General features: G+C 65.3%; 12 protein-coding genes. 7 read left to right on the top strand and 5 right to left on the bottom strand.

The features are described from left to right. Positions 1-68 precede the first annotated feature (68 nt). Positions 69-1,064 (top strand): peptidylprolyl isomerase, encoded by a 996-nt coding sequence (locus HGI46_RS08380; RefSeq protein WP_168903785.1) that lies wholly within the window; start codon positions 69-71, stop codon positions 1,062-1,064. Beyond that, on the top strand, positions 1,061-1,381 hold the full coding sequence (locus HGI46_RS08385; protein WP_168903786.1) for a DUF1905 domain-containing protein: 321 nt from the start codon (positions 1,061-1,063) through the stop codon (positions 1,379-1,381). Before HGI46_RS08380 ends, HGI46_RS08385 begins: the two co-directional genes overlap by 4 nt. Here the strand turns inward: HGI46_RS08385 and HGI46_RS08390 are convergent. Both HGI46_RS08390 and HGI46_RS08395 read right to left on the bottom strand, forming a co-directional pair. After that, positions 1,378-1,827 (bottom strand): tRNA (cytidine(34)-2'-O)-methyltransferase, encoded by a 450-nt coding sequence (locus HGI46_RS08390; RefSeq protein WP_168903787.1) that lies wholly within the window; start codon positions 1,825-1,827, stop codon positions 1,378-1,380. The genes HGI46_RS08385 and HGI46_RS08390 overlap by 4 nt on opposite strands. 805 nt (positions 1,828-2,632) lie before the next feature. After that, positions 2,633-3,097, bottom strand: coding sequence for an Lrp/AsnC family transcriptional regulator (locus HGI46_RS08395; protein WP_168903788.1), 465 nt, complete (start codon positions 3,095-3,097; stop codon positions 2,633-2,635). 90 nt (positions 3,098-3,187) lie between these two features. On the opposite strand from HGI46_RS08395, the gene putA reads away from it, so the two are divergent. Continuing rightward, on the top strand, positions 3,188-6,781 hold the full coding sequence (putA, locus tag HGI46_RS08400) for a trifunctional transcriptional regulator/proline dehydrogenase/L-glutamate gamma-semialdehyde dehydrogenase (protein ID WP_168903858.1): 3,594 nt from the start codon (positions 3,188-3,190) through the stop codon (positions 6,779-6,781). A gap of 176 nt (positions 6,782-6,957) precedes the next feature. Here the strand turns inward: putA and HGI46_RS08405 are convergent, their stop codons facing one another. Continuing rightward, complete coding sequence (locus HGI46_RS08405; RefSeq protein ID WP_168903789.1) at positions 6,958-7,578, bottom strand: DUF3885 domain-containing protein; 621 nt, start codon at positions 7,576-7,578, stop codon at positions 6,958-6,960. 274 nt (positions 7,579-7,852) lie between these two features. On the opposite strand from HGI46_RS08405, the gene HGI46_RS08410 reads away from it, so the two are divergent. The 4 genes from HGI46_RS08410 (at position 7,853) to HGI46_RS08425 (ending at position 12,598) form a co-directional block, all read left to right on the top strand. After that, positions 7,853-8,899, top strand: coding sequence for a nuclear transport factor 2 family protein (locus HGI46_RS08410; RefSeq protein WP_168903790.1), 1,047 nt, complete (start codon positions 7,853-7,855; stop codon positions 8,897-8,899). Positions 8,900-8,912: 13 nt separating this feature from the next. Continuing rightward, positions 8,913-10,262 carry an aromatic ring-hydroxylating dioxygenase subunit alpha gene (locus tag HGI46_RS08415; RefSeq protein ID WP_240946642.1) on the top strand — a complete coding sequence of 450 codons (1,350 nt, stop codon included), beginning with the start codon at positions 8,913-8,915 and terminating at the stop codon, positions 10,260-10,262. A 43-nt stretch (positions 10,263-10,305) separates the two neighbouring features. Beyond that, positions 10,306-11,961: an FAD-binding protein gene (locus tag HGI46_RS08420; RefSeq protein ID WP_168903792.1), complete on the top strand. Its 1,656-nt coding sequence runs from the start codon at positions 10,306-10,308 to the stop codon at positions 11,959-11,961. Positions 11,962-12,085: 124 nt separating this feature from the next. After that, positions 12,086-12,598, top strand: coding sequence for a hypothetical protein (locus tag HGI46_RS08425; protein WP_168903793.1), 513 nt, complete (start codon positions 12,086-12,088; stop codon positions 12,596-12,598). Between the two features lie 2 nt (positions 12,599-12,600). Here the strand turns inward: HGI46_RS08425 and HGI46_RS08430 are convergent, their stop codons facing one another. After that, positions 12,601-14,070, bottom strand: coding sequence for an HWE histidine kinase domain-containing protein (locus tag HGI46_RS08430; RefSeq protein WP_168903794.1), 1,470 nt, complete (start codon positions 14,068-14,070; stop codon positions 12,601-12,603). A 140-nt stretch (positions 14,071-14,210) separates the two neighbouring features. Then, positions 14,211-15,137 (bottom strand): YncE family protein, encoded by a 927-nt coding sequence (locus HGI46_RS08435; protein ID WP_168903795.1) that lies wholly within the window; start codon positions 15,135-15,137, stop codon positions 14,211-14,213. Positions 15,138-15,249: the final 112 nt, after the last annotated feature.

A 15,249-nucleotide genomic window follows, 5' to 3' on the forward strand; every position in this document is an offset into this window, starting at 1 on the left:
TCTGGAAGGCGCCCCCTAGCCGCACAAGATCGCTTTCGCAAGGCGTGGCTTCCTGCAATGATGAAGTTATGTCGCTTCTTCTTGCACTGGCCGCCGCTGCGGCTTCGCCCGCCGCTCCCAAGCCTGCCATTGCGCTGTCTCCGGGGGAGGTCGTGGCAGCTTCCCCGGCGGCGGATTGGCAGGCGATTTCGCCCGATGACCTGCTGGTGATGGACCTTGCACCCGATGCCAAGGGCAAGCCCCGGCGCGTGGTGATCCAGCTGATGCCCGAGCCGTTCTCGCAAGGCTGGGTGGGCAATGTCCGTAAGCTCGCAGCAGCGCATTGGTGGGATGGGCTGACGGTCTATCGCGTGCAGGACAACTGGGTGTCGCAGTGGGGTGATGCCGATGGGGAGGACAAGGCGAAGGCCAAGCCGCTGCCTGCGGACATCGAGCAGGTGCCGCAGGAGCGCTATGTCGTGAGGCCCGAAGGGCCTGAGCGCAGCACGACTCATGAAGAGCTCGATAGCTGGCTGGCGACAATCGAAGGCACGCATGCGGCGTGGCATGCGCTGGCGCGCAAGGGGGCCAAGGTGAAGGATTCCGATCCTTACGCCGACGAGACCTTTTTCTATCGCGGCTGGCCGGTGGCGGCATCGCAGGCGGGGCCGAGTGCGTGGCCGGTGCACTGCTATGGCAGCATCGGCGTGGCGCGCGACATGCCGCCCGACACCGGCACCGGGGCCGAGCTTTACGCCGTGATCGGGCATGCGCCGCGCCAGCTGGATCGCAACCTTGCTGTGGTCGGGCGGGTGATCGAGGGGATGCAGTTCCTGTCCTCGCTGCCGCGCGGCCCTGCGCCGATGGGCGTCTATGCCGATCCGGCCGAGCGGACGCCGATCCTGTCGGTCCATCCGGCGAGCGAGGTGGTGGATATGCCGGTTTACGAGTTCCTTTCAACCGAAAGCGCTTCTTTCCGCAGTTATGCCGAGGCGAGCGCCAACCATCGCGAGGCGTTCTATGTCCAGCCAGCTGGCGGGGTGGACATCTGCAATCTCAAGGTGCCGGTGCGGCGTCGCAAATGACCGGTGAAGACCATGCTCTGACTGTAACCCTGTGGCGCTGGGCAGGGGGTGCCAACGGCGGCGACTGGTTCTTTGCCAGTATCGATGGTGCAGTGGGCGAGGCGCTTTCGGCGACCGCGCTGATGCAGCGTCTGGAGAGCGGACGGCGTTCGGGCTGGGGTTCGGTCAAGGTCGTGGCGCGGGTCGGCGAGACCGAGTGGCGGACTTCGGCGTTCCCTTCGAAGGCGCAAGGGTGGATGGTGCCGATCAAGGCGGCGGTGCGCAAGGCGGAGGGGCTGGCCGAGGGCGAGCCTTTCGCGCTTTCGCTGAGCTTTTAAGGAAGGCCGTCGGTCTGGCGCAGGGCCTCAGCAAGCGCGATCGAGGCGGATGTGGCGAGGTTCATCGAGCGGACCTCTGGCCGCATCGGGATGCGCACGCGGGCATCGGCAACGTCGGAGATTTCTGCGGGCACGCCGGCGCTTTCCTTGCCGAACAGCAGGATGTCGCTGGGCGCGAAAGTGAAGTCGTAGATCGAGGCGCTGCTCTTGGTGGTGAAGAGGACGAGGCGGCCGGGGCCGGTCGCCTCGCGGAAGGCGGTGAAGCCGGGGTGGCGGACGACGCGCACGTGATCGATGTAGTCCATCGCGGCGCGGCGCACGCGCTTGTCGTCCCATTGGAAGCCGAGCGGCTCGATCAGGTGAATTTCGGCGCCAAGACACGCGCCAGTCCGCATGACGGCGCCGACGTTTCCGGCGATTTCGGGTTCGAACAAGGCGATGCGCATCGGCGCTGATTGGCGGCAGGGTGGGGTCTTGGCAAGGGGGTGACAGGCTCAAGATGAGCGGGGATTTGCGATATGGCCGATCATCCGCTGGCGAGTGCGGACGGTAACGCCGGGGGGAAAGCACAGATCGCGCGACCGGTGCGGTGCCGTTGCGGCACGCAGCGGGGAGGGCGCGGGACCGGTTGCGAGTGGCCGGGGGGGGCGGTTCCGAACCCCTTGTCGGCTCAGCCTGAGGGCGGACATATGTGAGAGGACGAAGCTTTGGCAGCGGCTCGCGGGCTGCCTTGGCTTCTGGCAAGCGGCTGCGTGAAAAGAACCTGTCGTTTGTGCTGACACAGTCGCACAATCATGGCGGGTTCCGCATCCGCAGCGTCGCTCAGGGTTCGGCGCCGTGCTATCAGCCCTGGGTTGTCCTGTCTGTCCTTGGGTAACGACAGGTCTTGCCCGGTGGGTCTTGGGCTTTACGCCCCTCGTTGAACCCGCGCGCACCTGCCGCACCGATCGCGCCGGAAGCCTTCACGATGTGTTGGCGTCCGAAGGGAGAGGAGCGGGGTGGCCTTGTGCCCTCTCCTGACCTGTGGGCGAGGCGTATAACCTATATGGTTCGTTTTGTCAAGGTCCTTCAACGCCACCCTTCACCGTCATCGTGGGCTTGGCCCGGGATCCCGCTTCTTGGTTACGAGGGAGCGCAAGAAGAAAAGCGGGCCCCCGGGTCAAGCCCGGGGCGACGAAAGGGTTTGGGCACCAAGTAAAGTGCCGCCGCAATTCGGTTCTAAATTAACAGGATATCGGTTCCACTCCCACTTTACTCCTTCACCGTCTCCATCGCCACGAAGGTCGAGGTGCTTGCCACGTGGGGCAGGGCGGAGATCTTTTCCCCCAATACGGTGCGATAGCGGCGGATGTCGGGGGTGCGGACTTTCAGGAGGTAGTCGAAGCTGCTGGCGATCATGTGGCATTCCTCGATCTCGGGGATGCGCAGGACGCCGGCGTTGAATTCGGCGAGGGCCTTGTCGCGGGTGTCGGACAGTTTCACTTCGGCGAATGCGATGTGGTCCATGCCGAGGCGCGCGTAATCGACCTGGGCGGCGAAGCCGCGGATTACGCCGCCTTCGACCAGCCGCTTGAGGCGGACCTGGCAGGGGGTCTTGGACAGGCCGACCTTTTCGGCAAGCGCGGTGACGGGAATGCGACCGTCGGCCTGCAGGACCTTGAGGATCTTACGATCGTAATCGTCCAGATCGACCGAAGTCAGGCCGGATTTGTGCATTTTCGTTCTCGATTGACCAGAATAAAAGGTAATCAGGCTCGGATATGAACCTTGTTCGGTCAGATTGCCGCCAAGGCTCGTGGTATGTCAATGCGCATGATCACGCCATTCGCCTCGTTCGCCCCGCCTGTCCGTCCTGTCACGCCGCTGCGCCGCGCGATCACCGCGGCCGCGCGGATCGACGAGGCCGAGGCGCTTGCGCCCTTGCTGCGCGCGGCGACGCTGCCCGGCGACATGCGCGCGGACATTCGCGCGACGGCGAGCGAGCTGGTGACGGCTTTGCGCAGCGAGCATCGCGGGACGGGCGTGGAAGGGCTGGTGCAGGAATATTCGCTCTCCAGCGAGGAGGGCGTGGCGCTGATGTGCCTGGCTGAGGCGCTGCTGCGCATTCCCGATACGGCGACACGCGATGCGTTGATCCGTGACAAGATTGCCGATGGCGAATGGAGCGCGCATCTCGGCGGCGGACGCTCGCTGTTCGTCAACGCGGCATCGTGGGGGCTTGCGGTGACCGGCAAGCTGGTCAGCAGCGTAGACGATCGGGGCCTTGGCGCGGCGCTGACGCGGCTGGTGGCGCGGGCCGGGGAGCCGGTGATCCGGCGCGGCGTGGACCTTGCCATGCGCATGATGGGCGAGCAGTTCGTGACTGGCGAGACCATCGAGCAAGCGGTTGGCCGTGCGCGCGAACTGGAGGCCAAGGGCTTCCGCTACAGCTACGACATGCTGGGCGAGGCGGCGACGACGGCGGCGGACGCGGCGCGCTATTATGCCGATTACGAGAAGGCGATCCATGTGATCGGCGCGGCTTCGGCAGGGCGCGGGATCGTGGAAGGTCCGGGGATCTCGATCAAGCTTTCGGCGCTGCATCCGCGCTATTCGCGGGCGCAGGCGAGCCGCGTGATGGACGAGCTGCTGCCGCGGGTAAAGGCGCTGGCCAAGCTGTGCATGGGTTATGACATCGGGCTGAACATCGATGCCGAGGAGGCCGACCGGCTGGAGCTTTCGCTCGACCTGCTGGAGAGCCTCGCGACCGATCCCGAGCTGGCGGGCTGGCAGGGGCTGGGCTTCGTGATCCAAGCCTATGGCAAGCGTTGCCCGATGGTGATCGACTGGATCGTCGATCTGGCGCGGCGGGCCGGGCGGCGGATGATGGTGCGGCTGGTCAAGGGCGCGTATTGGGACGCCGAGATCAAGCGCGCGCAAGTGGAGGGGCTGCAAGACTTTCCGGTCTATACCCGCAAGGTCCATACCGACGTTGCCTATATAGCCTGCGCGCGCAAGCTGCTGGCGGCGCCCGATGCGGTGTTCCCGCAGTTCGCCACGCATAATGCGCAGACGCTGGCGACGATCTACCACCTTGCCGGGCCGGATTATCGCGCGGAGGACTACGAGTTCCAGTGCCTGCACGGGATGGGCGAGCCGCTCTACGCCCAGGTCGTCGGCGCGGACAGGCTGGACCGGCCCTGCCGCATCTATGCGCCGGTGGGGACGCATGAGACTTTGCTCGCCTATCTCGTGCGGCGGCTGCTGGAAAACGGGGCGAACAGCAGTTTTGTGAACCGCATCGGTGACCCGGCGGTGCCGGTGGCGGATCTGGTGGCCGATCCGGTGGAGGTGGTGCGGGCGATGCCGCAGCCGGGGGCGCGGCATGACGGGATTGCGCTGCCGTGCGATCTCTATGCTGACCGGCGCAATTCGGCGGGGCTGGATCTGGCCTCCGAGGCGGTGCTGGAAGGTCTGACGGTTCAGTTGCAGGCCAGTGCTGCGGCGGATTGGCGTGCGGGGGTGGGCGAGGGGCGGGCGGTACTCAACCCGGCGGATCACCGCGACGTGGTGGGGCATGTGGCCGAAGTCTCGCCGGAGCAGGCCGCTGCCGCAGTGGCACGCGCGGCAGCTTCGCGCTGGGCGGATGAGCCGGTGGCGAGCCGGGCGGTGCGGCTGGAGCGGGCGGCGAACGCGATGCAGGCGCGGATGCCGGTGCTGCTTGGCCTGATCATGCGCGAGGCGGGCAAGTCCCTGCCCAATGCCATTGCCGAAGTGCGCGAGGCGATTGATTTCCTGCGCTATTATGCCGCGCAGGCGAGGGCCACGTTCGGCGCTGCGCAAGTGCCGCTCGGGCCGGTGGTGTGCATCAGTCCGTGGAACTTCCCGCTGGCGATCTTCACCGGACAAGTCGCGGCGGCGCTGGTGGCGGGCAACGCGGTGCTGGCCAAGCCGGCTGAGGAGACCCCGCTGATCGCCGCCGAAGCAGTGCGCCTGCTGCATGAGGCGGGGGTGCCGGAGGACGCCTTGCAACTGCTCTGCGGCGATGGCGCGATCGGCGCGGCGCTGGTGGGTGCGGAACAGACGGCGGGGGTGATGTTCACCGGATCGACCGAGGTGGCGCGGCTGATCCAGCGGCAGCTGGCAGGGCGTTTGTCAGCCGAGGGCAAGCCGATCCCGCTGATCGCCGAGACCGGCGGGCAGAACGCGATGGTGGTCGACAGTTCGGCCCTGGCCGAGCAGGTGGTGGCCGATGTCATCGCCTCGGCCTTCGACAGTGCGGGGCAGAGGTGTTCGGCGCTGCGGGTGCTGTGCCTGCAGGAAGAGGTGGCGGACCGGACGCTCGCCATGCTCAAGGGGGCGCTTCAGGAGCTGCGGATCGGGCGGACCGATGCGCTGAACGTCGATGTCGGGCCGGTGATCACGGCGGAGGCGCAGGCCAATATCGAGCGGCATGTCGAGGCGATGCGGGCGCGGGGGCACAAGGTGAGCCAGGTGGCGCTGCCGGAGGATTGCGCGCATGGGACGTTCGTGGCGCCGACGGTGATCGAGATCGGCTCCATGGCGGACCTTGGGCGCGAGGTGTTCGGGCCGGTGCTGCACGTGCTGCGCTTCCGGCGCGAGGGGCTCAACCGGCTGATCGACGAGATCAACGCCAGTGGCTACGGCCTGACTTTCGGGTTGCACACGCGTCTGGACGAGACGGTGGCGAACGTCACCGCGCGCATCCGCGTGGGCAATATCTACATCAACCGCAATGTGATCGGCGCGATTGTCGGCGTGCAGCCGTTCGGCGGGCGCGGGCTATCGGGGACGGGACCGAAGGCGGGTGGGCCGCTCTATCTCGGGCGGCTGGTGCGGCGCGCGCCGGTGTTTGCGGCGCGCGGGAGCCGGGTTCCGGGGGCGGTGCAGGACTTTGCCGATTGGCTCGACCGGCAGGGCGAGGCCGAACTGGCGCGCAAGGCGCGGCGCTATGCCGATGCCTCGGCGCTGGGCGCGGAACTGGAACTGGCGGGGCCGGTGGGCGAGCGCAATCTCTATGCGCTGCATCCGCGCGGGGTGGTGCTGCTGGTGCCGGAGACGCGGGGCGGGCTGATCGAGCAGATGGCGGCGGTGCTTGCCACCGGCAATCGCGGCGTGGTGCAGGGGATGGCCCTGCCGGACGGGCTGCCGGAGAGCGTGGCGCGGCGGTTTACCGGTGATGCGCAAGGCGCGTCGGTCGCGCTGGTCGAAGGCGGGACGGAGCGGGTGCGGGCGGTGCTGGCCGAAGTGGCGGCGCTGGACGGGCCGATCGTCACCGTCCACGCGGCCGATCCGGGCGCGCCGCTGGCGTGGAATTGCGACTGGTTGCTGGAGGAGGTCTCGACCTCGATCAACACGACGGCGGCGGGGGGCAATGCGAGCTTGATGATGATCGGGTGAGGGGCTGTTCGCCTCCTTTTACGTCATCCCGGGCTCGACCCGGGATCCCGCTTTTTGTCTCGAGTGCGTGCTTTGGTGCATGAAAAGCGGGGTCCCGGATCAAGTCCGGGACGACGGAGTTTGAGGTGGGGGCCGGATGCGCGCCTTTCGGGCGCGAAGCACCGGTCGCTCAAGTGTCAGAACAGCTTTGACATACGCTCACGATCGTAGTCGAGGAGCCAGTCTGCAAAGCCAGAGTAAACCCCGTGAAGTGCTGCGGAATCATAAGCACTAACATCCATTCCGCGATCATCGTAAACGTGCAGCATGACAGACTTTTTGGGGTCGATCAGAAAGGTAACGACTGGAGCGCTAGGAAAGATGGGCATTTCTGACGCTATCGCATGCCACAGAAGGGCGTCGCGGGCGTTCCTGTTAGGACCCAGATCGTAGCTGCGGATGTCCCAGACATCACTCTCATCGTCGGGATCCGGATAAAGGGTTGCCTGCCATTCGCTGATCTGTGGCGCATCAAATCCGCTGGACTGAAGAGCCACGAACCCGTCTTTCACCTCGTCAGGGAGACCAGGCTGATTTGGCAGGCGGCCATTCCAAGCCACAACGCCTATGCAGTTCTCAGAGAAAAGCGCGTCGGCGACGGTCGATGCACGACGGTGCGCCTGAAGAAATCGAGGAACTGGCTGTGAAGTGTTATCAAACTCTTCGCCGCCAAGTTCGAAACGTAGTCGAACGTCCTCGACGCCAAAGCGGGCTGACCACAGACTCGACCACAAATTCTCAATGGATGGGCTGCTCATGGGGTTCGATAGCTTCCTTGTGCGCAATCGAGCAATGGCGTCGTTTCCTGGCCGGCCGCTTTTGAATAGCGTTCCGGACAGCTGCCGCGGATCCTACTTTTTTGCGTCTTGTAAAAAGGGGAGGGATTGCCTCGATCCACGCCATCCCTGCCAAAAGCGCCAGTAGGCATTGGCCGTTCCCCTCTGCGATGAAACCGGCAAGGCTGCCGGAATTTCTGGAGGCTCAAAGCAAGGTCCTGTTTTCAAAGGGCTGGGAGAGTGGAGTGCCGGGACGGTGTTGACTGCCGATGATCTGATCGCGCGCCATGGCATTCTCAATGCGCTGGCCAATCACAGCCGGGGTGTGGATCGGGCGGATGCGAACCTGCTGGGTTCGGCCTATCATGCCGATGCGACGGTAGACTACGGGTTCTATGCAGGGCCTGCCGCGACGCTGGTGGAGATTCTGGCGGGCGCGCAGAAGGGGGCGCTGCCGACGCTGCATCGCACGTCCAACTGCTGGATCAGGGTCGATGGCGAGCGGGCGACTTCGGAATCCTATGTGATCGCCTATGTCGAGGAGGCTGAGCTGCAGCGGTTCGTGCTGGGGCGCTATCTTGACCGGCTTGAGTGTCGCGATGGGGAATGGCGGCTGTGCCATCGGACCTATGTGCTCGACGGCAATGTGAACCGCCCGAACAGCGCCGTGCGCGCCGATCCGCCGACAGGCTTTGATCACTTCGTCCCCGCAGGCGGCAAGGGTGCCGCCGATCCCGGCCGGGCGCTGCTCGCCTTCCACGCCGCAAGTGCAAGGAATACAACGATGTCCACGTCACCGAACAAGGAAGCCGCGCTGGATGCAGCGCTCGCCCGCGCCGAGATTCACGACTTGTGCATGGCCTATGCGCGCGGGGTGGACCGGGCCAATGCCGAATTGCTCGCCTCGATCTTCACCGAGGATTCCACGGTGATTTCGGGCGTGGTCAACGGATCGGGCAAGGACTTTGCCCGCGAGATCACCGCGTTCGTTTCCGGCAATCTGGAGATGTGCTTCCATTCGGTGGCCAACGAATGGGTCGACGTGCGCGGCGATGAAGCGGTGGGCGAGCATTACGTGATCGCGCAATCGGTGCAGGCCGGGACCGAAGTGCTGACCGGCGGGCGCTATATCGACCGCTATGTCCGCCGTGACGGGCGCTGGCTGATCCAGAGCCGGACCTTCGTGGCCGATTGGAGCCATTCGCATGAATCGACGATGCAGCGCGATGGCTTCTACGAGGCGCTGACGATCCGGGGCTGCTTCGGGCCGCAGGACCCGGTCCATGCCCACTGGGCGGCGTGAGGGAGAACGCATGATGAGCATTCGCGGACACGTTCCCCTGCCGATGGACGGGCGCGATCCATCGCACCTGCGCGGCGATGCGATCACCGGTGACCGGTACTATTCGCCCGAGTTTGCCCAGAAGGAATGGGACCACATGTGGACGCGCATCTGGCACATTGCCGGGCGCACTGCCGACATTCCCGAGGCCGGCGATTTCCTCGTCCACAACTTCATGAAGGAATCGGTGATCGCGGTCCGCCAGGAGGATGGCTCGGTCCGCGCGTTCTACAATTCCTGCGGCCATCGCGGCATGCGCATGGTCCACGATTCCAGCTCGGTCGAGGCGTTCCATTGCCCTTACCACGGCTGGAAGTGGGGCATCGACGGGGTGCTGGAACATGCCCAGGACGCCGATGTCGATTTCAAGGCGGGCAACCCCTGCGGCAAGCTGAAGCTGAAGGAGCTGCGCTGCGACAGCTGGGGCGGGTTCGTGTGGTATTCGATGTCGGACGACAGTCCTTCGTTGATGGACTTCCTCGAGCCGATGCCAGAGCTGTACAAGAACTACCCGATGGACAAGGCCGTGCGGGTGGCGTGGTACCGGATCGAGATCAACGCCAACTGGAAGTTCGTCACCGACAACTTCTCGGAAAGCTACCACACCCGCACCGCACACCCGCAAGTGCCGCCGTGGATCGATCAGGACGTGGACTCCGCGCGGCACGAAATGTGGCCCAAGGGCCATGGCCGGACGGTGCAACCCATGCGGCCCTCGCTGTCGGACCGGCCCGAGGGCGGCGGCAACGCGATGTTCGAGGCCGAGCTGGCCAAGTGGGACATCGATCCCGCGTCTTACGCGACCTATGAGGACTTCGCGATGCAGGGCTGGCTCGATCTCAAGGCGGCCAAGCAGAAGCTGTGGCGCGAGAAGGGCTATCTCCACTACGAGCACATGGACGACGAGGAAATCACCGACAGCCCGCACACGGTGATGTTCCCCAACGTGACGATCAGCTTCCTGCCCGACAACCTGATCCTGTTCCGCAGCGAACCGCACGCGACCGATCCGGAGAAGTGCTACTTCGACCTGTGGTGCATGGCTTTCCCGGTGGAAGGTCAGACCGAGGTCCAGTCGATCATGGCGGGGATGAAACCCTTGCGCGAAGTGGCCGAATGCGAACACCGCGTGTTCGACGGCGGGCGAGGGGTGCCGGAACTGGCCGGGCAGATCGTCTATCAGGACATGGAGCTGGCCGAGGCGATGCAGGCGGGGATGCACTCGCGCGGGTACACCGACGCCTACCTCTCGGATCAGGAGACACGCATCCGGTTCTTCCATGAAGTGCTGAATGACTGGATCGAGGGGCGGCAGGGCCGCTGAAGTTGCACTCAACACCAGAAGAATTTTTCCGGAGAGAATTCAGATGAGCGGCGGTGAGATGACGTGGGACCTCGAAGCGGATGTGGTCGTACTGGGATCAGGCGGTGCGGCGTTGACGGCCGCCATCGCAGCCCATGATCACGGCGCGAAGGAAGTGGTGATCCTCGAACGTTCTGGCATGGTCGGTGGCACCACCGCAATGTCCGGCGGGATGCTGTGGATTCCGGGCAACCATCATCAGCTGGCGGCGGGGATCGAGGAGTCCGACGAGGACGTCGTCGCCTATCTCGACAGCCTGGCGCCGGGCGCGCTCGATCCTGAAACGCTGTGGGCGTTCATGCAGGGCGGGCCGGAAATGCTGCGCTTCCTTGAAGACAATACGCCGGTGCGCATGGCCTCGTTTTCCGACTTTCCGGACTATCAGCCCTATTCGCCCGGGGCCAAGCCCGATGGCGGGCGTTCGCTGGACAACGAGGCGTTCAGCTTTGCCCGGCTGGGCAAGTGGGGGGCACGGGTCAATCCCAGCAAGATGGCCTATCCCTTGCGCGGCAGCCTGATCGAAGCGACGCGTGGCACGCTCGACGAAGCCACGCTGGCCGAGCGCGAGGCGGGTGACTTTCGCGGGCTGGGGCAGGCGCTGGTCGGCTCGCTGTTCCTCGGCGTGATCGAGCGCAACATCCCGGTCGAGTTCGAGAAGCGTGCGCGCAAGCTGGTCAAGGACGGTGAGCGGGTGATCGGCGTGGTGGCCGAGGACGCGAATGGCAAGGACTTCCGCGTGCGGGCGCGGCGCGGCGTGGTCATCGCCACGGGTGGGTTCGAGTGGAACGAGACCCTGGTCAAGGCCTTCATCCGCGGACCACTGACCGGCCCGGTGAGCGTGCCCGAGAACGAAGGCGACGGCCTGCTCATGGCGATCGAGGCCGGCGCGCAGCTTGGCAACATGCAGAATGCCTTCTGGATGCAGAGCGCACTGGAGTTCAAGCCGCAGCACCGCAATGCCAAGCCCAATTACATGCTGGGTTCGGACGAGCGCGCGCGTCCCGGCGCGATCCTCGTCAATCGCAAGGGCAAGCGCTTCGTCAACGAGGCGGCCAACTACAATGCTCTGGGCAAGTCGCTCCATGCCTTCGAGGGCGGCACCCACGAATACGCGAACCTGCCGTACTGGCTGATCATCGACCAGCGCTATCGCGACAAGTACCCGCTGTTCAACTCGCAGCCGGGTTCACCCACGCCGGGCTATGCCATCGAGGCGGCGACGCTGGCGGAACTGGCCGAGAAGGCTGGCATCGATCCGGCGGGCCTGGAGGCCGAAGTCGCGCGGTTCAACCAGATGGTCCGCAACGGCCATGACGACGACTTCAACCGCGGCGACACCACCTACGACAACTTCTACATGTGGGGCGACATGGCGTTCGACCCGCCGTACCGCACGCTGGGCATGATCGATCAGGCACCGTACTATGCGGTGAAGATGGAAGCGGGCGCTCTGGGCACGGCCGGTGGCCCGAAGACCAATGCCGACGCGCAGGTGGTGGACTGGAGCGGCAACCCGATCCCGGGGCTTTATGCCGCCGGCAATGCCATGGCGGCGGTGCTCGGCGAGGTCTATGGCGGCGCGGGCGGTACGCTCGGACCGGGGCTGACCTTCGGTTATCTCGCGGGCAAGCATCTCGGCACGCATATCTCCAACCATTGATCCATGTTGGCAGAGCCCGGCCAGCGGGCGATGCCGTCGCATGGGCCGGTCGGTTCGTCCTTCGGGGCGGAACAGCGGCCGGGCACAGGGCTTCTCTCCGCTCAACGCCTCAGGAGAGATTGATATGCCGGCATCCGCCATTTTCGACACCCACGCCGAAGCCGAACGCGCCGTCAGCGATCTGCGCGGGCTTGGAGTACGTGACACGCAGATGTCCGTGATCGCCCACCACGGTGGCACGACCACGACCCGCTCTGGTGATGGCGAAGTGACCGACGAGCATCACCGCAACGTGTTGCGCGGCATTCTTGGCGGTGGCGCGCTGGGCGCCGGGCTGGGCGTGGCGGCACTGGCTATCCCCGGCGTCGGCCCGCTGGCTGCGGCAGGTGCGATTGCCGCTTCGGCCGTGCCTGAAGCAATCGGCATCGGTGCGGCGCTGGGTGCCATCGGCGGCTCGCTCAACGAAGTGCTGACCAAGCACGGCATCAGCAACGATGACGCGACCTACTACAATGACCGCATGAAGGACGGCGCTGTGGTGGTGACGGTGCAGGACGACTTTGCCGACAGCCGTCAGGTTTCCGAAGTGCTGCAACGCAATGGTGGCCACAACGCGACCACGCCGCGCATGATCTGACCCTATCGCAGTGCCGTGCGCGGAATGCTGATGGCGCAGAATACGCCTTCGGGGCGGAACTGGTAATCCAGTTCCCCTCCGATACCGTGGGTGACGGACCGCTCTATCAGGCGCGTTCCGAAACCGCGTACGGACGGTTCCGAGACGGGTGGACCACCCGTTTCGGCCCATGTCAGCACCAGTGCCGCGTCATCTCTGGACGTGCTGGTGCAGGTAACCTCAACGCTGCCATGCGTTGAAAGCGCCCCGTACTTTGCCGAATTGGTCGCCAGCTCGTGCAGAACCATGCCGAGCGCCTGGGCGGTGGCCGACGTGAGAATGAGGTTAGAGGTTTCGTCCCCGAGCGCGAAGTCGATCCCGTAAGGGGTCAGTTCGTCTTCGATCAGGGCCTGCAACCTCACGCCGTTCCAGCGGTTCTCCGAAAGGTGGCTGTGGGCGCGGCTGATGGCGGCGATGCGCCCCATCAGGGCTTCCTTGAAATCGCTGACAGTGCCCTGCGCCTTCATCATCTGGACGATCGACTGGACCACCGCGAGCAGATTCTTCGCGCGGTGATCGACTTCGCGTGTGAGCAGGTCTTCCCGTTCGCGCGCCTGCTTCAGATCGGTGATCTCGACGCAGAAGATACCGACGCCGCGGCGGAAACCGTCCGCGCCGTGGACGGGGTAGAACACCTCCGACCAGGTGCGCTTCTCGCCAGGCTGCGCCGGGGTTTCGCCGGTGATCTCGACCCCGCGCAGCACTTCGCCGCTCTCCAGGACCTTGCGCAGCAGCGGTTCGGCCGAGGAGCGCAGGTCGGGGAGAAGGTCCCAGACGCTCTTTCCGAGATGCTCCTCTGTCGAAAAGCCGTTCATCTCGGCCAGCGCCGTGTTGATGCGCGCGAACTTGAGATCCCCATCAAGCAGGCCCACGCCGACAGGGGCCTCGTCATAGATCGCCTGCAACTCGTCGATCACGCCCAGCAGATGGGCCTTCTGTTCCGCCTGATCGCGACCTTCGCGTTCAAGCGCCGCTTTGGCCGCGATGAGGTTCATCGCGCCGGTGCAGAGCGAGTGCACGACTTCGAGGACGATTATGGTGCTGGGGATGTAAACCAGCATGGCGAGCGGCGCGCCCGGCTGCATTTGGAGACCAGCGCCGGGATCGAGGAATAGGTAACCGGCACACAACCACGCGAGGAACGCCGCCGTGTACCCCGGCAGGCGGCCGCCAAGAAACGTCGCGATGACAATGGATGGATAGAAAGGCAGGAGCGGCGCAGGCGGCGGCGTGCCCATGGCGATGCGAACCACTAGAGCAAGCGCAATCAGGCCGAACGCCGACAGCACGCTATGGACCGGCTGGCCCATGAAGACGTGGCACAGCGAGAACGGCCACCGGCCAAACAGGTGCGCTTCGCCCTTCTGGCGACCCGGATGCATCCCCCATTGCCCTTTCGGCATGTGCAGGCGCAGCAGGATGGCTGCGCGCATCCATCTTGCCCGAGTTTGCCCTCGTGGCAATCCCTGCACAATGCTGAGCCATTGAAAAAGCGGCAGTTATGGCGAAGTAGGACGCTGCTGGCCGAGATGTCACAACATAGGTTAGTGAACTTGGGGGCAGGGGCGACAGATCAGGGGGTGGGCGCTGCCGCCAATCCGTTTGCAGGCCACCATGACAGCGTGTGCACGTCGTGCGCCGAGGTCCATATGCCCTTGGGCGTGTAACGCAGCGCGCCGCTTCCGGCAGGCTTGCCGCCACGCTGCGCGACGGTCATGGTCACCGGGTCGATCGCCGCCCAGACCTGATCGTCAGTGGTGCGCAGCCAGACCATGCCGCCGCCGGTGTCGATGTCGCCCCACTTGAGGTTCGCGCCGACCTTGACCCGCCCGACGACCTGTCCCGTGGCCGGATCGGCGCGGACAAGCGTGCCGTCGCCCTGTTCCTGCACCCATACGCCACCTTCGCCAGCGGCAAGGAAGCCCGGCATCGTGCCCAATGCGGCGCGGGCGACGACGGTGTTGGAGGCGGGATCGATCTTCTGCAGCGTCTGCCTGGTGGCGCTCACTGCCCAGACGGCGTCATAGCCGTAAGTGACGTACCAAGTGTCGGCGTCCACCGGGATGGAGGCCACGACAGCGTTGGTCTTTGGATCGACGCGGGCAACGGCGCCTTCGGGCTTGCTTGCCAGCCAGATCGCGCCTGCGCCATTGGCGACGATCAGTTCGCCCTGCTTCTGGTTGGCGATGCCGGTGGGGATCGTGGCGGTGATCTTCGCCGTTTCGAGATCGATACGCACTAGCGAGCCATCGGCGCAATTGGCCACCCACAGCGAGCCGAAGGCCACGGTCATCGCGCCGCAGGGGCGGGCGATCGCCACTTCCGCAAGTTTCCCGGTGCGCGACCACTTTTCCACCTTGCCGCGATTGGTCGCCCAGACCGCGTCGCCATCGACAGCGAGGAAATCGGCGAAACCGGGGACGGTCTGTGCCTGTTCGACCTGCGCGTGGGCGATAGTCGGGGCGAGAGCGGCGGCGGCGAGAAGTAGTTTGCGGAGCATCGATTTCCTAACTGACAGCTGCGGAAGCCCACCCCGCTGCGACTAATCTCACTTCGTTCGATAAGTCTCGCTCCCTCCCGCATGCGGGAGGGGTTGGGGGTGGGCTTACGAC

This window comes from Novosphingobium sp. ERW19 (assembly GCF_012641315.1).
Classification (GTDB): Bacteria; Pseudomonadota; Alphaproteobacteria; order Sphingomonadales; family Sphingomonadaceae; genus Novosphingobium.